Source organism: Lentzea terrae, from assembly GCF_003265345.1.
GTDB lineage: Bacteria > Actinomycetota > Actinomycetes > Mycobacteriales > Pseudonocardiaceae > Lentzea > Lentzea terrae.
Map to the genome: position 1 here is coordinate 14,119 of NZ_QFWW01000004.1, position 21,963 is coordinate 36,081.

16 protein-coding genes are annotated in these 21,963 nt (G+C 66.3%); 5 read left to right on the forward strand and 11 right to left on the reverse strand.

Annotated elements, in window-relative coordinates; translation table 11 throughout:
• The first annotated feature begins 3 nt into the window (after positions 1-3).
• Positions 4-1,800: a hypothetical protein gene (locus tag DI276_RS06870; RefSeq protein ID WP_112262436.1), complete on the forward strand. Its 1,797-nt coding sequence runs from the start codon at positions 4-6 to the stop codon at positions 1,798-1,800.
• Here the strand turns inward: DI276_RS06870 and DI276_RS06875 are convergent.
• The gene (locus DI276_RS06875) at positions 1,761-2,039 is read right to left on the reverse strand and encodes a hypothetical protein (protein ID WP_112262437.1); all 279 of its coding nucleotides are present in this window, start codon (positions 2,037-2,039) and stop codon (positions 1,761-1,763) included. The genes DI276_RS06870 and DI276_RS06875 overlap by 40 nt on opposite strands.
• A gap of 1,047 nt (positions 2,040-3,086) precedes the next feature.
• On the opposite strand from DI276_RS06875, the gene DI276_RS06880 reads away from it, so the two are divergent.
• Complete coding sequence (locus tag DI276_RS06880) at positions 3,087-3,404, forward strand: hypothetical protein (RefSeq protein ID WP_112262438.1); 318 nt, start codon at positions 3,087-3,089, stop codon at positions 3,402-3,404.
• A 122-nt stretch (positions 3,405-3,526) separates the two neighbouring features.
• Here the strand turns inward: DI276_RS06880 and DI276_RS06885 are convergent, their stop codons facing one another.
• The 4 genes from DI276_RS06885 to DI276_RS52940 all read right to left on the reverse strand — a co-directional run bounded on the left by DI276_RS06885 (position 3,527) and on the right by DI276_RS52940 (position 6,843).
• The gene (locus DI276_RS06885) at positions 3,527-4,915 is read right to left on the reverse strand and encodes a DUF2637 domain-containing protein (protein WP_112262439.1); all 1,389 of its coding nucleotides are present in this window, start codon (positions 4,913-4,915) and stop codon (positions 3,527-3,529) included.
• Between the two features lie 277 nt (positions 4,916-5,192).
• A complete protein-coding gene (locus DI276_RS06890) occupies positions 5,193-5,813 on the reverse strand; it encodes a helix-turn-helix domain-containing protein (protein ID WP_112262440.1) in 621 nt (206 codons plus the stop codon).
• The gene (locus DI276_RS06895; protein WP_112262441.1) at positions 5,810-6,286 is read right to left on the reverse strand and encodes a hypothetical protein; all 477 of its coding nucleotides are present in this window, start codon (positions 6,284-6,286) and stop codon (positions 5,810-5,812) included. Before DI276_RS06895 ends, DI276_RS06890 begins: the two co-directional genes overlap by 4 nt.
• Positions 6,287-6,720: 434 nt before the next feature.
• Positions 6,721-6,843: a hypothetical protein gene (locus tag DI276_RS52940; RefSeq protein WP_269814237.1), complete on the reverse strand. Its 123-nt coding sequence runs from the start codon at positions 6,841-6,843 to the stop codon at positions 6,721-6,723.
• Between the two features lie 188 nt (positions 6,844-7,031).
• On the opposite strand from DI276_RS52940, the gene DI276_RS06900 reads away from it, so the two are divergent.
• Complete coding sequence (locus tag DI276_RS06900; RefSeq protein WP_112262442.1) at positions 7,032-7,385, forward strand: histone-like nucleoid-structuring protein Lsr2; 354 nt, start codon at positions 7,032-7,034, stop codon at positions 7,383-7,385.
• A gap of 110 nt (positions 7,386-7,495) precedes the next feature.
• On the opposite strand, the gene DI276_RS06905 is transcribed toward DI276_RS06900, so the two are convergent.
• The 5 genes from DI276_RS06905 to DI276_RS49765 all read right to left on the reverse strand — a co-directional run bounded on the left by DI276_RS06905 (position 7,496) and on the right by DI276_RS49765 (position 13,447).
• Positions 7,496-9,262: a caspase, EACC1-associated type gene (locus DI276_RS06905; RefSeq protein ID WP_157984558.1), complete on the reverse strand. Its 1,767-nt coding sequence runs from the start codon at positions 9,260-9,262 to the stop codon at positions 7,496-7,498.
• Positions 9,252-9,596, reverse strand: a complete 345-nt coding sequence (locus DI276_RS06910) for an effector-associated constant component EACC1 (protein WP_112262444.1) — start codon at positions 9,594-9,596, stop codon at positions 9,252-9,254. The genes DI276_RS06905 and DI276_RS06910 overlap by 11 nt, the downstream gene beginning before the upstream one ends.
• A gap of 334 nt (positions 9,597-9,930) precedes the next feature.
• Entirely contained in the window at positions 9,931-11,982 is a 2,052-nt protein-coding gene (locus DI276_RS06915) for a hypothetical protein (RefSeq protein ID WP_157984559.1), read from the reverse strand.
• Positions 11,983-12,306: 324 nt separating this feature from the next.
• Positions 12,307-13,137 (reverse strand): RNA polymerase sigma factor, encoded by an 831-nt coding sequence (locus tag DI276_RS06920; protein ID WP_157984560.1) that lies wholly within the window; start codon positions 13,135-13,137, stop codon positions 12,307-12,309.
• Between the two features lie 7 nt (positions 13,138-13,144).
• Positions 13,145-13,447: a hypothetical protein gene (locus tag DI276_RS49765; protein ID WP_157984561.1), complete on the reverse strand. Its 303-nt coding sequence runs from the start codon at positions 13,445-13,447 to the stop codon at positions 13,145-13,147.
• 1,257 nt (positions 13,448-14,704) lie between these two features.
• Between DI276_RS49765 and DI276_RS06925 the strand changes: the two genes are divergently transcribed.
• Both DI276_RS06925 and DI276_RS06930 read left to right on the forward strand, forming a co-directional pair.
• Positions 14,705-21,289 carry an RHS repeat-associated core domain-containing protein gene (locus DI276_RS06925; protein ID WP_198680497.1) on the forward strand — a complete coding sequence of 2,195 codons (6,585 nt, stop codon included), beginning with the start codon at positions 14,705-14,707 and terminating at the stop codon, positions 21,287-21,289.
• A complete protein-coding gene (locus tag DI276_RS06930; RefSeq protein WP_112262448.1) occupies positions 21,289-21,591 on the forward strand; it encodes a hypothetical protein in 303 nt (100 codons plus the stop codon). Before DI276_RS06925 ends, DI276_RS06930 begins: the two co-directional genes overlap by 1 nt.
• A gap of 200 nt (positions 21,592-21,791) precedes the next feature.
• Here the strand turns inward: DI276_RS06930 and DI276_RS51860 are convergent, their stop codons facing one another.
• The gene (locus DI276_RS51860) at positions 21,792-21,941 is read right to left on the reverse strand and encodes a hypothetical protein (RefSeq protein WP_232836501.1); all 150 of its coding nucleotides are present in this window, start codon (positions 21,939-21,941) and stop codon (positions 21,792-21,794) included.
• Between the last annotated feature and the right edge of the window lie 22 nt (positions 21,942-21,963).

A 21,963-nucleotide genomic window follows, 5' to 3' on the forward strand; every position in this document is an offset into this window, starting at 1 on the left:
AATATGCTCGACGAGAAAGAACCGACTCAGTACGGCCCGCTTGGCAGGCTACCTGCCCTCGCGGCGCAGCTGGTCATTCACAGGACCAGTGTCGCCGCGATCATTGCCCTGGACACGGTCCACCTGGCTCTCGGGCTGCGGCGAGACCGAGCTGCCACCATTCCGCCGTCGCAGACGCCGTCTGACCGCTGGTACCAGATGAGGATCTGGCTGTTCGGTTCGCTGGACGACGACGCAGGCGCCACGGCGAGCCGTCTTCCTCTGCCGCTGACGGTCCCCCTGGCGGAGGAGCGCACCATCGACCAACTCCTCGGCGCAGCAGGAAACTTCCTGCTCGCGGAGTCCCGCAAGCTCGAGGACCAGATCGACACCTGGCTCGCGGTCGAGTTCGGCGACGAGGTGCCGTCCCGGATGATCGACGAGGTCGCCGACATGCGTGCAGGGATCATCATCGCGAACAACGCCGCCCAGAAACTCTTGCGGATGGTCGGCAGGGGCACCTGGCAGGAGGCGCTCGACCCGCAGATGGAAGCCACCGCGGAACCGCAGATCGCAGAACCGCGTCTTGAGGTCGTTCATCCGGCCGCGTCGCGCGCATCGCACGTGTTCGTGGCGATGCCATTCGGCTCTCGCTCTTCGATGGATTCCATCGAAGAGCGAGAGCGAGACGCCCACCGGTGCCGGGCCGTGCAGGTCGCGGTCGACAGCGTGTGGCGGCAATTATCGCAATCCGTTGTCGTGATCGCCGATTTCGCCGGCGCGGCAGCAGACGCTGCCGCTGGCAGGGTTATCGCCTGGGCCGAGGATCTGGTTGCCGTCGACGTACCTCTCGGGGAGATCGTGCTGAGCGAGGTGGTTGTCACCGCCGTCGACGGTCGCCAGACCGATCCGATCGCCCTGGAATACGGGCCATCAAGGAGGTTGCGCGACGAGTGCAGGAGCGCCATCCTCGCCGCGGTCAGAGCCACGGCGCTTCTGGCCCGCCCTGAAAGGTTTTCGCCATCATCGGACACTGCGAGCATTCTCGAAAGGACGGAAGATCTCGCATCGGCGCTGGCGTTCGCCGTGGACACGATCGAACCGCATCGGATGCTCATAGTGAGCGACCTTCCAGCGCCCACGGACCTCGACCTCGACGCCACCACCGAGTTGTTCGCATCCTCCGCCGAGCTGCAGGCGCACTCCAAGCGGCTGCGCGACTCGTCGTTATCCTTCGCGGAAATCGCTGTGACGGTGGCACCCATCGCGCATCCCGCTTCGCTGGAGTTGTGGCGGGCATTGTGCGGCGACAACGCGAAGCTCGCGCTGCTCAGTCGTCTGCAGGACAACCCAACGACCGTGCACGGCGCCACGCCCGCGCGGACCGTGGCCCCTACGACAGGAGTGTCTTGCCGCACCAACCGTGGAGCACCGCAGCGCTCCCCAAGTCCGCAGGGAATCACGGTCCTCGTGCATCTCGATGAGAAGCCGCCACGACGTGTGCTTGCCAAGGCATCGGCCTTGGTCGTAACGATCTCGCTGGCACTTGCACTGGCGGGTACAGGAGCGGGATTCGCACTGGCGGGAACCGGACCGGTCCTTCCGGCCACGTTAGGAGTGCTGATTGGGCTGGGATCCGGTGCCGTAAGTCTGCTGTGGGCCAGGAGAACCGAGTCGGTTACCGCGCTCAGTTCCGTGACCAGCGCGGCGGTTCGCGTTCTCGGGCCAGACCCATTGGATGTGGTCGCGACCTCAGCCGAGACCGACGTTACTGCAAGCGATCACGACGTGGCTGCGCACTCGGAGCGCTCACTCGTATAGCCAATCAGCACGGTCGCGTACATGCGGCCCCGCGCGATCGCGAAGTCGTCGACACCTAGCATCGTCACCGTCCCGACCTCCGGATTCGGCAGCGCGTGCACCAGTCCCCGCAGCGTTCCTCGGCTCGCCACGAGCCCGAGTTTGGCGGCCACCTTGCTCCTGCAGCGGCGAAACGGTCTGCCACTGAGGGCGATCTTCCTCTCGTCCTCGTTGAAAGCTGGTGGGACCGCGGTGTCCATGCTCGACAGGAAGTGTTCGCGCGGACCTGTCGAGCTGGTTGGTGCCCATCGATTGAAGCCAGGCCACGAGAGGCTTGCCCTTCCCTGCCAAAAGAAGTGATGACGAAGGCAGCTTGGTTCTCGGTAGCGGCGGACCTTCCCGATGGGTCCGTTGTGGACGTTTTCCGCGCGGACGGGCTGACCGCGATCCACGAGTCGAGACGGTCGCGCACGGTATCGGCACGGACCGGATCTTGCGCCGGAAGTGACGTTAGGTCGAGCGGGAACGAGCCGAGGTTGAGTCGCAGCGGTAGCGGGCGGCCGGGCCGCGGAGCCTTCCAGCCAGCTGTCGCGAGGTCGAGCGCCATCCAGCTGACGAGCACCGTCTTACCCGCGCCTGGTTCACCCAGCACCACGAGCCGGCCGCGGTCGAGACTCCGGTAGTAGGCGGCGATCGTGTCCAATGACCCGGCTTCGGCGCCGTTGTCCGCCCGCCAGCGCAACGTCGCCGCGGCGCCCCTGACGAACCGCACGTCCGCTGGACGAGGATCGCCGTCGTCGCCCAGCAACTGTTCAGCGCACGGGCTTCCGCAGTCGCGATCCGGTCCTGGAACGCCAGGAGCCCGTGGTCGGTGACAGCGTCTGGCCGGCCCGCTCGCAGCCCGTGCGCCGTCAGAAGGGCGCCGACGACGGACACCGGTAACGCGAGCACATTGGCGACGTCGGCCCCGTCACCGCCGTTCGTGCGGCTCAGCAGCCACCACGTGCACAGGACCAGTCCGGCGGTCAGGACGGCGACTCCGGCTGTCGTCACGATCCGGCGCCTGTTCACCCGCGTCACCGCCATCCTGGTCAAACAGCGGCATTATCGCGGATCACGCTAGGCGGAATCGTCCTCCGACTGGTCGACAGTCTCCACGCCACCTCGCGAGTTCCGTGGCGCAGGGCCCGCGCGAGGAGCACGAAGAGGCCGGACGCACTGGCTGGCGTGCTGCACGACGCTAGCGGCACCGTACGACTTCACAGCTCGCCTGGAATCCGACACTCTCGCCACTCATAATCGAACCCATGTTCGACAACCTGAAGCCGGAGGCGCCGCGGGCGCACGGTCGTCAGGTCTGGTGCAAGCCGCCGAGGCCCGTATGGGTCGACCTGGGCGCCGTGTTCCGGATCAGGCAGCCCCGCGAGCATTTCGAGGACGGCCTCGACCTTCAGTCACGCGTGCCAGGTGAGCTGCTCTTCTGGGAGAAGACGACGACCGGCCACTGGGTCGGCTACGTCTCGTTCGTCATGCAGAAGGCCCACGCTGGCGTGCGCGTGTCGCAGTTGGTGATGGAATACGCGCTCGAAGTCCGCGTGGACGGGCCTGCACGACGCGCGGAATAAGGCGACCCACGTTCCGCCGGTTGGCACGCTCGTCCCGGGAACAGATCGCAAACCCGCCGAGGGCGTCACTGGCCTGAGGGGTGCGGCACTCGTACCCAGGGGTGTGGTGCCGCACCCACCGGTCATGCCATCCGGTCGCGTTCCGCCAGCACCGCGTCATAGACTGCCTTGCGGCGCTTGCCCCCGACCGACAACCCGGCCGCCCGCAGGGCGTCCAGCAGCGCGTCACGGGAGAGCCGGTCGCCGAGCTCGGTCGAGGCCCGGCGTGCCGTGGGCATCAGGTCGGAGATGTCCACCCCGTCGATCACCACCGGCACGATGTCAGCGGTCTCGGTCGCCGTCTCGCCGTGACGACCGGCCAACCGCCGCCACCGCAGCCGCAGCGACCGAACCGGGCGCTCGCCATCTGCGGCGTCAGTGGTGTTGTCGCTGGTCGGTCGCGACCTGGCAGCTCCGGTCGCCCGCTGCCGAAGCGGCTCCGTACCGAACAACAGAGCCGCCGCTCCGGTCACCTGCTCGGCTTCGCGGATGACCGCTTCCGCCGCACGACGGCGTTCCTCGTCGGTCGCCTTGATCCGGGCGGCCACGACGCGACCGAACCGGCGGCGTGCTCGCCACCCGAGCGCCCTGTTGGCCGTCTTGCGGGTGTGGTGTTCGGTCGCCTCGCGATTGGCGGCCGTGAGTGCTTCGGTCGCGTCGGTCAGCCCATGTCGCAGCGCGACCGACCACGCCCGCCAGGTCCACATCGGGTACCGCAACCACCGCGCCGCCCCGAACCTCGGACGCCGCGCTGGAAGCCGCCCGGCTGCCGCGAGTGCCTGACGATGCACACGGCGTTCCCGCGCCTCCCACACCGCCACACCTACGACCGACAGCACACCCACCGTCGGGTCACCGGAGTGCACCCAGTTCGACCCGGCTGCATAGCCGACTACCAACCACATCACCAGCCGCTCCACCCACGCGGAGTCGTCCCGCGTCACTGCGGCGTCGCAACCGTCCAGAGTGGTGACCATGACAGGCCGCGCGGCCAAGGTGACGGGCTGCCGGGCCACGTGCGCCAACCGCCCGCACACGAAACCGATGCACTCGATACCTGTCGCCGCTGCAGCCGCCAGCGGCGCCGGCCACCCAAGCCGCTGACTGAACAACTGGAACTGGCCCCACCACGCGCCCACCATCGCTAGCACGATCGGCACCACGATCACCCGATCAGCAAGCCACCCGGTGACCCGCGCCCGCCACGCCGCACGCCGCGTCCGGCGCTGCCCCGCCCGCTCCTGCCGACCAGCCTTGCGATCGTGGCGCTCCGCCCGCTTACGGGAGCGCTCCGCCTGCCGATCCTCGTTGCGCGCCAAGCGTTCCGCGCGCTTACCCTGCGCACGCTCACGCGCCAACTCGATCTCCGCGCGCCGCACATCGAGTTCCCGCACCGCCGCAGCATCCGCGCGGCGGATCTCCGCCTCGGTGCTCGCTGCGACTCGCAGAGACTTGCGATCCATGAGCGTCATCGCCACCCACCACGCTTCTGCGTCCCGCGCACTGTGACCACACTGCGGCCCACCTCGATCGACAGCAGCAGCGCGATGACCCAGGCTGCGGCTCCGAATTGTGGTGCCAGGGCTGGTGAGCGCCCAGCGGGTTGGTGCTGTGGGGTCCTGCGAACAGTGTGATCGGTGGCACCAGTCAGGCGGACTAGCGCGGGGCGGCCTGGTGCGGGACGGCCTTCCGCGAGAGCTTCGTTCATTGCCTGCAGGAACTGGAGTACGAGTTCGCCATGCGCGGCGGTCACTGGTGCGCCTCCGTCGGGTGCGTTCCGCGGGGATGGCAGCGCGGGCAGAAGGTCGAGCTGGACCTTTCCCCGTCGAGCCACACCACTCGGGCTGAAATGGGATCACTGGGGCGGGCGTCGCATTGACCGCAGGGCCGTTGCGGATCGCGCGCGGGACGGTTCCCAGGACGGTTAGGGACGGTTCGGGGGCAACCACTGCCCCTCGTGCCGGGCCTATTTGCCCCCCGCTCCTGCGGCGTTTGCCCCTCGTGCTGGTCGACGGGAGGCAGTGTTTGCCCCTCGTGAGGCACGTTGTCCACAGCTCCGTTGAAAGGTCGCAGGGCTAGGTCGTAGCCCTTGGGCCTTCGGTCTGCGCGCTTGATGTACGCGGCGACGATGTCCGGATCGGACGGCCGGATGAGCAGGAGCTCTTCGAGCGTCCGCAGCGCGTAGCGGACGGTGCGTTCGGACAGCCGGGTGTAGTGCACGAGGGTGTCGAGGGAGGGGAAGGCATTGCCCCCTTCCGGGCCGGCGTGGTTGGCCAGCCCGATGAGAACCGCGGCGAGGCTGGAGGCGTCGCGCCGGTCTCGTGGGATCGGTGCATCGTTGAGGGCCCAGTTGATCGCTTCGATGCTCACCAGGACGCCGCCTCGGCGAGTTGGTGCAGTGTGTTGGCTTCAGCGTCAGTAAAACCAAACCTGCCGGTCTGGTGCCGCAGGTTGTTCTGGCTCGCCACCCAAGTGTGGAACCCGTCCTTGGCCTGCAATTCGGTCATGCCGATCGCGTTGCCGATCACTGACCAGGAGTTCACGCCGTCGGTGCCAGTGCGAAGCAACGCGGCCACGACGCACCAGCGACCGGAGATCACCTCTCGCGCGATGTGCGTCGCGTACGCGAGTTCGCTGAGCAGATCGTTGACAGCTGGCGGCTGCTGGTAGGCCGCCACGGCGAGAAGGCTTCGCGTCCGTGCCGCGGACCACTGCTCGATCAACTCTTCGAGCGGCTGATCGGGGACGCCGAGCAGGCTTCGAATCGCTTCGGTGCCCACAGCTCCGTCGCCGCGGGCGGTATCGATGGGCTTGCGGTCGTGCTCAGTGCTGCCCGAGTGCATGTCGGAAACCTCCGAGGTCCAATTCCCGGCCCCGGCGTGGATGCGATATCTGCCGGAGCCAAGTCAGTGCTGGATTGGCTGGTCCGATCTGGACCAAGGAGGTCTGTCTGGGGCTGCCCGAATGGGTGCCCTGGGGGTGCCCGGACGTTCCAGAACAGCACGGACGTCTACGGACTATATGGAGGCGATCGCCATCTGACCTGGACGGATATGGACTCGGTGGACTAGGTCGGACGCAGAGTCACATAACTCGAATAACTACGGATCAGAAGGTTACAGGTTCGAATCCTGTCGAGCGCGCTACATAAACCCCAGACAGACCTCGGTCTAGCTGGGGTTTTGTCGTGCTCTTGACCGTTTTTCTCGCCTTGGAATTCGCCGCGTGGATCTTGTGGGTGCCCGAGCGTTTCAGCGGGTGGGTGTCCTGGCTGGTTTCAGGGGATCAGCGTCGTCGTCTTCTCCGCCACGTCCCGCGCGATCTTGGGCGGCGCGCTCGTGTGCAGGTTTCTGAGAGTCTCGATCTGTGAATGGCCCAATGTTTCCTGGATCGTCTTCATGTCGATCCTGGCCGCAAGCATCGCGGTCGCCTCCGTGCCGGAGGCCGTGGAGCTGGATCGGCGGCCGCCTGGTGGGCCCTGTACAGCCGTTCGATCCGATCGAAGAGTGTCGATGCGTCGGATGGGCTGGGCGATCTTGTTACTGTTTGCAGTTAACCAAGCGCTGCAATGGAAGGCGGAGTACCCCTGTGGCACAGAAGGTGCTTGTTCAGCTCATCGACGACCTTGATGGCACTGTCGCCGAGGACGCAGAAACGGTGCAGTTCGCCCTCGACGGAGTGCAGTACGAGATCGACCTCAAAGCAGAGAACGCAGCCAAGCTCCGGGACGGCCTCAAGGACTTTGTAGAGAAGGCCCGACGTAGCGGCGGCCGTACCAAGCGTGGCGCTGCGGCGACCACCCGCAAGATTGTGGCCGAGGCCCGCACGAAGGAGCAGACCAAAGCCATCCGCGAGTGGGCCAAGGCCAACGGGCACGAGCTCTCCGACCGCGGCCGCATCCCCACGCACATCATCGAGGAGTTCGAGAAGGCTCACCGCTGAACTCCTCTGTGACCGTCGAGAAGCCCTCATGGGAGTTCGCGTCGACCGGCGTACCCATCTCCAGATTCGATCACCTCGTCGGCCACCTGGGCGAATACCTGGCCGGCAGCTCAACTTTCGAGCGACACCCGGTCCGTCTTCTCCGACTGCACGACCAGGAGCCATCTGCTGTCGTGACTGAACTCCATGTCGCGGTAGAAGGGGATCCTGTCGCCGAAGCGTCTGCAATCTTCCACTCGGACCAAGAATCCGTGCACGGTGCCGTCGCGCACGGCAATGCTCTGGCCGTTCGGCGACAGCGCTTCCACGGCGTGCTGATCCACCACTTCGGGACAGATGCGCTCGCGCCGTTCGAGTGACCACAGCACGCCCTTCGTCGCCAGAAGCCGTCCGTCGGCGCTGAAGTCGACGTCGCCGACTCCTTCGCGAGTCGGCGACGTTCCGAGAGTCGGCGCGTTGCGAAGCGCCTCGCCGACCGGTGTCAGCGTTCGAACGTTCCAGAGTTGTGTGGACTCGTGGGTTTCCAACGCCAGTACGTCGGGTTCAGTCGGGTGGAACGCCGCACCTGAGACCGCATTAGGCGTCGAGGACCCCGATTCGGGTACCGGCAGCTCACCGATCTGCCTGTTGGCACGCAGATCCCACACCATGTTGTCCACCACCAGCAGCGTGGCGTCCCTGTTCAAGGCAAGTGCCAGAGTCGTGAGTTCGGTGCCGCGAACTCTCCTGCTCTCGGGCACTTTGGCGTTCTCGGCCGCTCGATCGACGTCGTAGACCTTCACCTCGTCCTCGTCGCGCTTCGCCACCGCGACGAACTTTCCGTCGTCACTGATCGTCAGCGCGGAGACGTCACCGCCTCCACCGAGCATCGCGATAACGCGGTCCCCGTGGTCCAGCACCGGCACCAGGCCGTCGACGTTGTCAACGACATACCTGCCGCTCGTGCTGTAGACCGCACGCCCGCCCCCGAACTCGGCACCGCCCGACGACCGGTACGGCCTCCCGATCTCCGACTCGAGCCACAGGAACAACCCAAGGACAGCCAGGGACACCGCCAGCAGGAGCAGCACCATGGCGACGGGCAGCCGCACACCGTGCCGCCTGAGTGGCTCTGGCGGCGGGCTCGTGGCGACGACGGGTGCGGAGCGGTCGATCTTCGCGGCGTTGCGCGCCAGAGCCAGGTTCTGACTGGTACCCGTTCCTCGTTGTCTCGGCTGCGGCAGGCTACGTTTTATCGCCGTTCGCACCAACTCCTGGTGGATCCGTCCCAGCGTCAGCAGCGGCGGCGCGTCCGGCAACCCGTTGCCGAGCAACTCGAGCAGCATTCCGGTGAACGCGGTGTGCGTGGCTCCCCGCGGTGCCAGCGCCACGGCGTTCGGTGGTGTCGCGGCCAGCACGTAGGTGCCCTCGACCTCGAGTTGCCCGATGACGTCACCCGCCATGTCGTCGACGACTCGTCCGCTGAAGCAACAGTCCAGGACCACCACTCTGTTCGCGGCCGGGCTGTGGTTTAACGCGTCCCGCACCAGGTCGTAGGCGAGAGCGCTGACCTGCAGCGCGTCCGGATCGGTGTCGGCGAGACTGAGGAAGAGCTCATTGCGCGCGCCCACCCGCCCGTGGCCGGCGAAGTACACGAACAACGTGTCCTCGGCAGCCATCGCGCTGTCGCGCAACGCGCGATAGACCGTCCGCACGTCCCTGGTGTTCGCGGCGACCACGCAGTGCGCGGGATCAAGCCAGCCCAACGCGGGATCGGTCAGCACCGCCTGCAAGTCGTCGAGGTTCTGCCTGACCGCAGGCAGGCGGGGAAGCTCCGGCGACCGGTAGTGCGACGTACCGATCAGGACCGCGTACGAGCGGCCGCGGTCAGGAAGCATCACCGGATTCCAGCACGTCGCGAATCAACGCTTCCGCATCCTTGACCCGCTTGGCGTTCACCGTGATCTTCTTCCCGTCCGCCCCGGTGATCGTCAGCGTCACGTCGGACCGCCGTTGCACCAACCACGTGGTCACGGTCCGCGCCAACACCGATGCCATCGGCACGGCCGCACCGACCGCCACGACCAACTCGGTCACCACACCCATCTCATCCGGCGCCGCCTCGCCGCCGGCCACCATGACACGGCCGCGAAGTTCGGGTTCGGCGTTGAGCCACTCGCGCAACAACGGCATCTCATCGCCGTCAACGGCGATCCGGACCGAAGGCGTCATGCGAGCCATCATGACTGAGACATCGCCGTCGCAGTGCCACACCAGGAACAAATGCGCCGAACGGGTTCACATACCCGTTGCGGGCGTGTCGTTAGTGCCTGGGCCGTGGCATCGTTGTCTGGGTAAGCACGTTATGTAATTGGCCCTGTTCGTCTAGGGCAGCGCTGAGCGTCCGCGCTCAGCGAGGATCGCAACAAGTGCAGCCCCGCCGCCTTGAACACGTTGCTGTCGGAAGCGCTGGGCGTCCGCGCACAGCGAGGATCGCAACACATGGTGAGCAATGTCCGAAGGGTGGTTCGATCAGGCGCTCGAGGAGATGCTGAGGCAACATCCACTACGTACCGTCAGCGAGAAAACGCCGCCCGCTCAAGTAGCGCTGCAGCAGCTTCATGATCGCGGATTGCGTCGATTCCAGACCGAACGGCAACCGTTCGGCCTCACCTGGAGTACGTCCGATCTCGTCGACCATAGTCATGAGTTTCAGGAGTTCGATCGGACACCTCTCGTCATCACGCCGCACCAGTGCTGCTACGAGGCTCATCTGGGCGGTAAGGCCAGTCACCTCTGCATGACCGTGGAGCTGGTGACTGAGGTGGACGATCTCTCGGTAGACGTCGACGACGGTATCGTCCTCGATCACCTCGGCGAGAAGTGATGCCAAGTCGAGCTGGCACTCGAGGGCGAACGGATCCAGTTCGCTGAGCGCTTCCTTCGCGTCTTCGACCAGGGCGACGAAATCGGGGATGGCGAGCCTGGCCCCGTGTTTTTCCTTCCGTAGCAAGGCAAGTTGCCGACGGACTGCCAGCGACTCCGGGTGCTTCTCCCCGAGGTGGCGGATCCTGACTGCCAGCGCCTGCTCGAATCGTTTCGCGGCCCGCACGTACGAACCCGAGTACAGCGCGAACTGCGCCACCACGCAGGTCAGCTTCGTGGCTAGAAGCTCCCAACCCGTGGGGTCCGGCAGCTCGTCGCGGACGCGGTAGATCCAGTCCACGATCAGCTCGCAATGCGGACTGAGTGCCGCCCACATCGATCTGGCGTGCGGGTCGTTGCTCGCGAGGTCGCAGGTGTAGCCGTCGAGGGCGGCGACGCAGAGCTTCAGGTACTTCTCAAGATCGCGCTTCAGGTCGGGCTGGTGCCGGCTCGCCTCGCGGATCACCGGGTGAAGCAGGTAGCACTTCGTTGTCACCGCGGATGACCGCGCGTCGTTGAACATCACCTCCTCGATGAGCCCGAAGTCGCCCAGGACAACGAAGGCACGGAGTACCTCGTACCCCGTCAAGCCCTCGAACAGTGGCGACTGCCCAAGCACCTTGGCGTTCGCAATGACGTACGGGATCGGTGCCTGCTCGAAGCAGGACATCCACCGCAGCAGCGGCCGGGCCCACGGCATGCCGAGGTCCGCCAACAGGTCCAGCGACAACTCCCATGTGCGAAACAAGAGTTCTCGCTCGTCGAGCTGGCCCTCGCTCTGAAGCTTGTGCAGCTCATCGAGCTCTGGGAAGCGGTCGTGGAAGAGCAGTCGGTACTGCTCAAAATCTCCAGGCAAGGCGAGCCCCGCCACGGGCGGCAAGGTGCGCGCGGCGTTGAGGTACTGGCCTGCCAGACGCACTGCGAGCGGCAGGTATCCCAACGAGCACACCAAGTCCGAGGCCTGCTGCTCGGTGCCACACCCCGGCGCAAGCCCACACAACAACTCAACTGCTGCGCCCTCCGACAGCGGACCGACCGCATGAACCTCCATGGAGTTGGTCCACAACCTCGACTTCCCGTGCCGGCTCGTAAAGATCACCGAACCACTCGGAAGCCGCAGCGCCTGGCACCACTTCTCAACCATGCGGCAGTCATCCGCCCCGTCGAGGACGATCACCCAGGAGCCGCGCGCAGCCAAGAGCGCCTTCTTGAGCATGTCAGGGGCTGAACCCTTTCCTGCCCAAGCCCGCGCGCTCTCGTCGATGCGCTGCGGGTCCGCGTCGTAGGCAACCTCTCGCAATCCCGCGTTGAGACTGCTCTCCGTGGATGCGTCGACCCACCACACCTTGATGTGCGGCTGCTCGGTCGCGAGTTTGTCCGCGAGCCCAAGCGCGACCGCGGTTTTGCCGCCCCCTCCGGTGCCGTGCAACACGACCTTCGAGCCGTCGTTGCGGCGCACTACCTCAACCAGGTGATCAATCAGGTGCTCGCGGCCGTACAGCCTGCCGACCAGGCGTTCGGTTGGAGGGATGGTCGAAACCAAACCCGGCTGCAGGTCGCCACCTGGGATGCCGTGGAAGTACACATCGCCGTTGATCACCCCGGCTTGGGCGGCTGCCATCGCCGTCCCTTGGATCTTGTTGTCCGTGGTGGTCCCAGGCCTGACGGACTCAGGCGGCACTGCAGTGCTCACGCATCCACTCCTGGGTGAAACGGCGGGGGCACGCACGCTAGTGCATATCTCGAGGCGATAAACACGCAGGTTGCGTACCTTCGACGTTCGTGATCGGTCGGGACTATTGGCCCTAAACCGTTCGGCGCGCCAAACCAACCGCTCGTAGACACGGACCCAACTAACGATCTTCGTGGCTACTGTGGCCAGTCTCGCTTGTCATTTATTTGTCCATTATCAGGACGGAGGCACCCTCGAAGTATCGTCGCGGCCGCGCCCGGTGCTACATGCGATCTTGATCTTCTGCTAGGAAGTATCGCTACGCAGCGAGAAGGCATGCAGTGATCAAGAGGACTCTTCGCCCGACATGCTTCGACCATGCCCAATCAAGTGGAATGGCGATGCGCTCAGCGTCACTCGGCTCGACCACACATCACCGAGATGGAGCGGTGAATCCGACTGAGCCAGGTCAGCACCAGGATCAAAGGGTTCAATAGGTTCATCTGGCTGACGCGGCTCGGCGTCAGAACCATGGGGAACGCCTAAGGCCGCGGCAGCCACACCGACCGCGATGATGGCGCCGCGAAGCAACTCCTTCAGTTGCCGGCGTGCACGAGCGAGGTACATCCGCGTCATGTTCGATGACCAGCCCATGTGCTCGGAAATTTCGTCGTTCGAACATCCGAGCAGGAGCAGCGCCACGACAGCGTGTTGACGCCGCGGCAAGGTCGATATCACGCGCTTAACGTCAAGGCCGAGCAGGCCAACGGTGGATATATCGGATACATCGGGAGCATGCAGCTCAAGTACAGCATCATCCACCGGAAGGCTTCGGCGCGCCTTCTTTCGCGCGGCCAGTGCCATGTTGCGCACCACGCCAAACATGTATCTACGGGTCCTTGAGTACCCGTTCGCCTCAGACAACCGTCCTTGCATTTTTGACCAGTTCTCTAGCAAGTAGGTCATGGCTTCAGCTACTACATCCTCGGCGTATTGCTGCTCGCCGACGATACGTGCCGCATAGCTGACCAAGTCGGGATAGTTGTCTTTGAAAAATTCCGTAAAAGCGTGGATATCGATCTGCTCCCCCTGCGCTGGTGAGGACGGGGTGTCCTCACCAGCGCGGCAAGCGACGGCAGGCTGAGGTTGTGATTCAGCAAGCCGAGCGCTTATCAAGGGAACCTCACCTGGTGCGGTTGTTGTACGACATCGATATTGCAAAGCCATCTTTAGTCTGCACCGAGAACGTGAAGGTTCCCCGCCAGTTGTAACGCAGCCACTGAGCAAAGAGGAATACGGCCCGGGCAAGCGCAATTCCGACCAGCCCGACCGACGCCCACTCGGCATAGGTGCTCGAGTTTTGGTCTTCGAGCACTTTGCTAACCACAACTGAGACCACGATCAGCGGCAGCATGCGTGCTGAGAAGTTGCTGGGCCCGCCAGGCGTGCCATCAGCCTCATCCAAAAACTTTCTTACTTCAGACATGACAGGATCCCTTGTAAAATAGACTAACGAGTACCGACGGGTCTAGCCAAACCATGCTCCGCGCCGGTCCAGGTGCGAGGAAGCATGAGTCGATCGAACTGAACTGCGGCAGTAATCATGCCATACCGGAACTGGGCAAATCCCATCAAACTCGCGGCCATTCGCCCAATGGTGAATTTATCAACCATTGGAGTTGTCGAATTAGCCAGCCAGTCACCCGTGGGGCCACCCATATCGCCGTGATCACCCGATCAGGCGACCACCAGCCGAGCGACCGCGCGCACGATTGCAACAGCCAACGAACTCGCCGCCCGACCAACGTTCTTTGGACCGGCACGGGCGGCGAGCTTCCGTCGGACCCGAGGGTCCTGCCCTGCCTGCACGGCAGTGACACTTGCACGTTAATTGAAGCAACGAGCATCGCATCAGTTTGATGCGCACTCCACCCAATCGAGCGACGTCACTTTATCGCATGCGCAGGTAAGAGCACACGCGATGCGTCACGATGCGTAGCAGGCCAGCCAGATATTCGACTTAGTCACCACTCCTTCGAGTGGAACCAGTGCACTGCAGATCACCCCAGGAGGAGTTTCGCTGCGTGATGGAATGGTTCGCTGCGGCAAACGTGTTACGCACATCGAAAGGGCGGGAGCATCAACCCTGACGCTACCTGGAGTGATAGTCAGTCACCCATTGTGAGCAGCGGATCCGGATGCCTTACGTGCCGCGACGGTCAGCCAGCACGTGGAAACGATCAAAGCGTCATGCGCTCAGGTGGGGGCTCGGCCGCGAAGCCAGTCGACCTCGTGGACGAGCAGATAGCGACACTCCAACGACGTGTTCGACCTCAGGGACAGCAGCTTGAGTGACGCACCCAGGGGCTTGCGTGTTCTCCTTGCTCGCCTTGATGTTGCCGATCAAGTCGTGCAGGGGCTTGGTACCACCTGCAACCGCTAGGCCGGTCACCAGGATGTCAATCGACTCCTGCGGTGAGCCTCGATCGTGATGCTGACTTCAGCCTGGTCGGACGTTCGGCGGCCGTGAAGCGGGATCCCGTTGACTGCCTGTCATTGGCGTCCTTCGGTGCGTGATCCGCTGCCCGAGCGTGCGGGTGGCGTCCGTGCTGTCGGTTGATCGGCCGACACGTTACGGCCGATCGGGCAGATGTCTTGACCGATTGTCGGGCAGCGTTGCGGTGGCGCGGCACGGAGAGTGAAACCCCGTCGTCGTCTGGGGGTTGTCATGGTGCGTCGCCGGTTGAGCGCGTTCGTGGTCTCGGTGTTGTCGATGCAGGTGGCCGCGGTGTTGGCTGCGGAACCCGCGCGAGCGGTCGAGCCGGTGGCGCCTCCAGGTGCGGTTAACCCCGCGCCGGTGGTGCAGACCGTGACCACACCCGGTCCCACGATCCTCGATGGCCAGTCGATCACGACGGACACGCTGTGGGGACCGCTGGGATCGCCTTACATCATCCGGAGAACGCTGACGATCGGCGAACAGGCGTCGCTGACTCTGTTGCCGGGCACCGTGATCAAGCTCGACGGCCAGGCGGACCACAACGCGGGGATCAGCGTGAAGGGGCAGTTCCTGTCGCTGGGCACGCCAGCCAACCGGGTCGTGATCACGTCGTACAAGGACGACATGGTCATGGGTGACACGAACGGCGACGGTTCGGCGTCTGTGCCCGCGCGGGGCGACTGGCTCGGCGTCACGTTGTTCGGGTCGTTGGTACAGCCCGCGGCCACGCGTCCGGTGTCGGTGCTCGACTACACCGATGTCCGCTATGGCGGCTACAGCAGCGGTGGTTCTTGCCAGGGCCACGGCGCTGTAGGCACCAACGGAAGTGCGAGCCTGGTCGTGTCCAACTCGAGCATCACCGACTCGTTGATCAATGGTGTGTACTCCGACACCAATCCCGACCTCGGGTTCGTCGGCGTTTACAACAGTCACTTCGCGCGGTCGCAGTGCGGCGTCACCACGAGCGGTGATTCGGTCGATGTCGTTGGCAACATCTTCGACAACTCGTTCGGCCTCTTCGCTTTCTTCGCGTACTCCCCGAAGAAGGTCCGGTTCTGGCACAACGTCGTTGGCGGCAAGGTCACGGTCGCCGGCTCGCCAGCCCCGACGCGAGCGCAGGCGGACGTCCGGTTTAACAACCTCGCGGGCGGGGTCGGGTCGTACGGCACGAGCTCGCAGCAGATGCGCGACTACTCGGTGAACTGGTGGTCCCACAACGTCAACACCCTGCAGCTGCCGGCGTGCGCGACACAGGCCGAAGCGAGCGCCGCGAGTCCACAATGGACGCTGAACACGTCGACCGTCTGCCCTGACACGCCGGGCTACACCTATCCCGTCACGGGCTATGTGAAGTCGGTACTCCCGGCGATGTCCGGTGCTCCCGGCGCGGTACCGAACGGTGTCAACGAAGCGTCCGCGCCACGGTACGGGCCGGTCAACACCGCGTCCGGGGCGCTCACCTATGAGGCGAGCGATCTGGTGGTGCAGGACGCGGGCAAGCAGGTGACCGCGACTCGCACGTACCGCTCCGACGCCGCGGCGGGTGACGCGGGTGTCGGCTGGAGCACGGCGTTCTCCGAGGCGTTGTCGACGGCGAACGGTACGGCGACGATGACCACGGCCGACGGTGCATCGATCGGGTTCGGTATCGACCCGGCGGCCGGATATCTGCCCGCGCCCGGTGTGTCGGCCGGTTTTGCCAGCGACGCCGGCGGAAGCCAGGTGACCACGCCGGGCCAGGACACCTATCAGTTCGACCCGAACGGGGCTCTGACCGGCATGCTGCTCGGCGATGCCGGCCACAAGCTCGACATCACCCGCGCCGGCGGTCAGCTGGAGCGCGTCACCGGTGTCTCGGGCCGCTACATCGCCTACACGCGCACGGACGGCAAACTGCGGTCGCTCAACGACTCGACGGGACGGTCGGCCGGCTTCGCCTACACCGACGGCCGCCTGACCGCGGCCAGCGGTGTCGACGGCAAGACCGAGACCTATGCCTATGACCCCAACGGGAAGCTGTCGAAGGTCACCGCGCCGTCCGGACGCGCGAAGCTCGCCGTCGGCTACCACACCGACGGCAAGGTGGCGTGGGTGGAGCAGGAGGGCTCCGGCCGGTCGAGCTTCAGCTACGACACGGCGAACCGGCGCACGACCGTCACGCTTCCCGACGGCGGGCAGGCCGACCAGGACTACGACAGCAGCGGCCGGCTGGTGACCGACCAGATCCGGGGCGGCAGCGGCAGGCACGTCGTCTACGACGGCGAGGGCCGGGCCATGGTCGTGGTCACCGGTGTGCCGACCGTGCCGATGACCGGCTATGGGCCCGCCGCCGACACCACCGTTTTCGACGGCAATGGCGATCCGGTTATGAAGGTCGACCCGCAGGGCGTGGTGGTGCGTACCACCTTCAACGCCCAGCACAAGCAGCTGGTCACCACCTACGGCGACGCCACGACGATCACGCGTACCTACGACGGGGACGGACGCCTGGCGACGGTCACCGACCAGCGCGGCAAGGTCTGGCGCTACGGGTTCAACACGCGTGGCCAGGCGACCGGCCGCACGGACCCGCTGGGCCGCACCGCCACTTACACCTACACCGCGAACGGCGACCGCGCGACGGTCGCCGACGAGACCGGCGCGACCACGACCTACGACAACGACCCGCAGGGCCGCCCGGCTGCGGTCACCGACCCGATCGGCCGCCGCCGGACGCTCACCTACACGGTGTGGGACGAGCCCGAGAGGGTGACCCAATCCGGCGGCGGCGTGTATGCGCTGACCTTCAACGACGACCGGATGCGGGTCACCACCACGGATCCGACCGGCGCCACGACCCGCTACGAGTACGACGGCGCGGGCCGGCTCAGCGCCTCGGTGGACCCGGCCGGGCAGCGCACCACGGTCGAGTACGACGGGGCCGGACGAGCCGTCAAGGTGACCGACGCCCGTGGCGGCGTGACGACCCGCACCTACTCGCCCGAGGGCTGGCCGACCAGCGCCACCGACCCCACCGGCGCGGTGACGCGGTCCACGTACGACCCGGCGGGCAGGACCGTGCGGATCACCGACGCGCTTGGTCAGGTCGTGCAGACCGTCTACGACCGCGCGGGCCGCACCACGAAGGTGCAGACCCCGGACGGCGCCACCCGCTCGTACACCTACGACCTGCTCGGCAGGCAGAGCCAGTCGACGGACCCGCTGGGCCGCAAGTGGCTGCAAGCCTACGACGCGGCGGGAAACCCCACGGTCACCACGGATCCGCTCGGCAAGACGATCATCGTGGGTTACGACGATCTCAACCGCCCGGCCGGCCGCACGAACCAGGCGGGCGCGGTCAGCACCATCACCTACCACGACGCCACCCGCACCACGACGATCACCGATGCGCTTGGCGTCGTCGAGGCGGCGACCACGGATGCCGCGGGCCAGCTCGTCACCTCGACGGATGGGCGTGGCGGTAGCACGGTCCGCGAATACGACGTGGATGGTCGTGTTGCCAAGGAGACCGGCGCGACCGGTGGCGTCACCACCTACGCCTACGACGGTGCTGGGCGCGTCAGGTCGATGACCGATCCGCTCGGGCGCACGATCACCGGCGAGTACGACTCACTGGGCCGGCTGACCAGGCGGACGTGGCCGGGCGAGACCACGGAGACGTTCGAGTACGACGCCGCGGGCAACCTGACCAAGCACACCGACCGCTCCGGAGCGACGCGGACCTACGGCTACGACGCGGTCAACCGTGCGACCAGCGCCAAGGACCCGCTGGGCTACGAGACCAAGCACGCCTACGACGCGCTGGGACGGCTGACCAGGACCACCGATCCCACCGGGGTGGTCGAGGCCACCGGGTACGACCCGGCCGGACGGCCCGCCGTGCGCAGCGACGCGACCGGCGCCAGTTGGGTCAACACCTACGACCTCGCGGGCAACGTCCTCACCCACACCGACCCTGCAGGGGTCAAGGTCGCGAACACCTACGACGCGCTCGACCGGCTCACCCGCATCGACACCGACGGGTACGACCGCAAGTTCACCTACGACCCGATGAGCAGGGTGCTGACCTACACCGACCAGTTCAACCAGGTCAGCACGTTCGAGTACGACGTGCGCGGCCGCCGGACCGCCTCGATCGACCCGCTCGCCAACCGCACCACCCGCGGCTACGACCTCACGGGCAACGAGGTGAGCGTCACCGCACCGGGCGGGCAGACCAGCCAACGCGCCTACGACCTCGCCGGACGGGTGACCTCGGCCAGCGACCCCCTCGGCAACACCAGCCGCAACACCTACAACGCGGCGGGCGAGCTGACCGCGCTGACCCTGCCACGGGGCGGCGCCTACACCTACACCTACGACGCGGCCGGCCGCGTCGAGTCCGAACAGGACCCGCGTGCCTCGGTCACCCGGTTCGCCTACGACCAGGAGGGACGGCTCACCAGCACCACCTACCCGTCGGGACGCGTCGTGGCGCACGCCTACGACCTCGCGGGACGGCGGACGACGAGTACGGCGGGCACGGACGTCCGGACGTTCGGCTACGACACAGCCGGGCGCCTGACCTCCGCGGGCGGCCTCGGCTTCGGCTACGACAACCGCGGCCAGCTCGTCCGCAGCACCGACGCCGCGGGCGACACGGCGTACACCTACGACGCCGCGCTGCGGCTCGCCTCGAAGACACCGCCCAGCGGCGCCACGACGACATATGCCTACGACACCGAGGGCCGGCTCTCACAGGTCCGCGGTGGAACCAGCCTGAACTACAGCTACAACTACACGGGCCGGTCGATCACCAGGTCCGCGGTCAGCCCGACGTACGGCAGCGACACCCGGTACCTCGACGCCGCGCAACGGCCCACCAGAGTCACCGCCGGCAACGGCGCGTACGACGTGACCGCGCAGTACTCGACCAACGGCCAGGTCACCAGCCTCACCCAGACCGGGTCGGGCACCACGGCGTTCGGCTACGACGCCGCCGGACGGCTCACCTCCGCAGGAACCGCCACCTACGGGTGGGACGCCGACGGCAACCGCACCGAAGCGTCCACAGTGCAGTCCACCTACGACGCCGCGAACCGGCTGACCGGCGCGTCGGACGGCAGCGCCCACACCTACGACGCCGACGGCAACCTCACCGACGTCACGAGGTCCGGCACGACAACCCACTACTCCTACAACGGCTTCGGTGAACTCGTCGCCGCGAACAACGGGGCCACCTCGGTCACCTACGGCCGAGATGCCTTGGGGCGCACCACTAGCAGCGGCGGCGACCAGCTGTCCTACGACGGCCCCTCCACCCGGCTGTCGCAGTTCCGCGCGGGCACCACCAGGACCGACCTGGTGCGCGACCCGTCGGGCTCACTACTCGCCGAGACCACCCAGGGCGGCGGCAGCTCACGGGTCTTCCACAACCTCCACGGCGACGTGGGCATGGTCTTCAACGGCACCGTGCAACAGACGAAGACCTACGACGCGTTCGGCAACGCCGCCTCAACGGGCACGGCCCCGGTGCCGCTCGGCTTCCAGTCGATGCTCACCGACGGAATGACAGGCCTGGTCGACATGGGCGCCCGCAGCTACGACGCGGCAACCGGCCGCTTCACCGCCGTCGACGACGTGGTCGGCGACCTCACCAGCCCGGTCACCCTCAACCGCTACACCTACGGCAACGCCGACCCGCTGAACTTCTTCGACCCCGACGGCCGGTGGAGCATCCCCGGCTGGGAACAGGTGACCAGCTTCGTCGCAAAGGTCGCCGACTGGGTCGGCGACCGCATCACCGACACGTTCCCCGCGGCCAAACCGCTCGTCGAGGCCGCCAAGACCTTGTCCCGCGAGCCAGTGCGCGACGCGCTCATCAAAGCCCTGCCGAAGTCCGTCGCCCAGGTCGCACAGCACGTAGACGCCGTGGTGACCAACATCCAGCAGACCGTCTACCGGGTGACACACGACCCCAAGGCCGCGTTCACCCTGGCGGCCTCGTTCGCCGCCGGCGCGGCCACGTTCGCCGGGTGCGCGTTGCTCACCGCAGGAGCCGGCACGCCGTTGTGCGTGGTGGCGGCGTTCACTGTCGGCGGGGCGGTCGCCGGGGCGCTGGACTGCCCCGACGGCCAGGCGGTGCTCAGCTGTGCCGGGACCGGTGCACTGGCCGGCGCGGTCGGGGGAGTGGTCGCCGCCGCGACCGGCGGCCTCGGGTTCGTCGCCGCAGGCGCGTTGTCCGGCGCCGCCGCCAGTGCGGCGGGACAGCTGCTGACGACCGGCGCCGTGAACATCGACCGGGTAATGGCCGACGGCCTGATCGGCGGAGTTCTTGGGGCGGTGGGAAAGGCAGGTGTCAAGGCTCCCCAAGCGGCCAGTCGCGTGAGCGCCGGGTGGTCTGCCCTGAAGGAACGCGCCAAGGCCGGCGGCTGGGGCGATGATCGGGGATCTATCTCGCTCGGGCGGCCAGGTTCCGCACCCAACGCGCCGGTCGTCGGATCGGGACGCGCCTACTCCGTGGCGTTTGAGGTCCAGCTCAAAAAGACGTCGTATCCCGGTATCACCCGGGAAGACCATTTCCAGGAAGCCAACACGATGTTGCTGGAGGCGATGGACTCCGATCCAGCCTTCGCCACCGCGATGGACGATCTCATCCCTGGATTGCGCGATCAACTGTCCGGCCCCAGAGCGGTCTCGCGCAAGTCGCCGCTCAATTGGACCTGGCACCACGCCCTCGAGCCGGGCTTGCTCCAACTCGTGCCGCGCGTCCAACACAAGGCAGCCGGTAACTTGCAGAAACTGTTGCACCCCGGTCGCTCTGGGGGATTCAAGAAGTGGGGCGAGTGATGGCGACACTCAGGGAGCTGCTCGACCGGCTCGACGAGTTGGACGACGACGTGACCATCTACGCCGCCAAACCGTGGACCTGCGAGTCCGCGGCGACTGCGGCCGTACAACACAGTCCCGAAATGCGAGCGGCGCTCGCCAGCGGGATGACCTACCTGCTGGAGGTCGACTTGGCGCGCGACGTGCTCGAGACCTGGCACGAGTGGCGACCGGGGCGAACGGCGACCTCGGACGACAAGTGTGCCGCGGTCATCCACTATGCCGAGTTCGACGCGTACCTCGAACCGGACCACACCGACTAGAACGGCTTCGGGACAATCTGTTCCTCGGTGGTCTGGAGCTCCGTCGTGGCGGTGATTCGAATACATGCTTGCCGGAAAGGATGCCGTGCCCGATGCGCTCGACGACACGCTAGGGCAGCTCCGGGCGAGCCGGATCGGGAACGCGGCGACGATCGCTGCAAGACCGCCACCAGCGACCCGTCGGGCACCACCTCCTTCGACTACGACGCCGCGGACAGGCTCAGCGCGGCCAACGATCCGTCCTTTGGCCGCACCACGGTCGAGTACGACGCGGCGGGACGACGCACGCGGATCACCATCCGGTGCGGCGGTGTCATCACGCGCCAGTACTCCCCCGAGGGCTGGCCCACTCAGATCACCGATCTGGCCGGC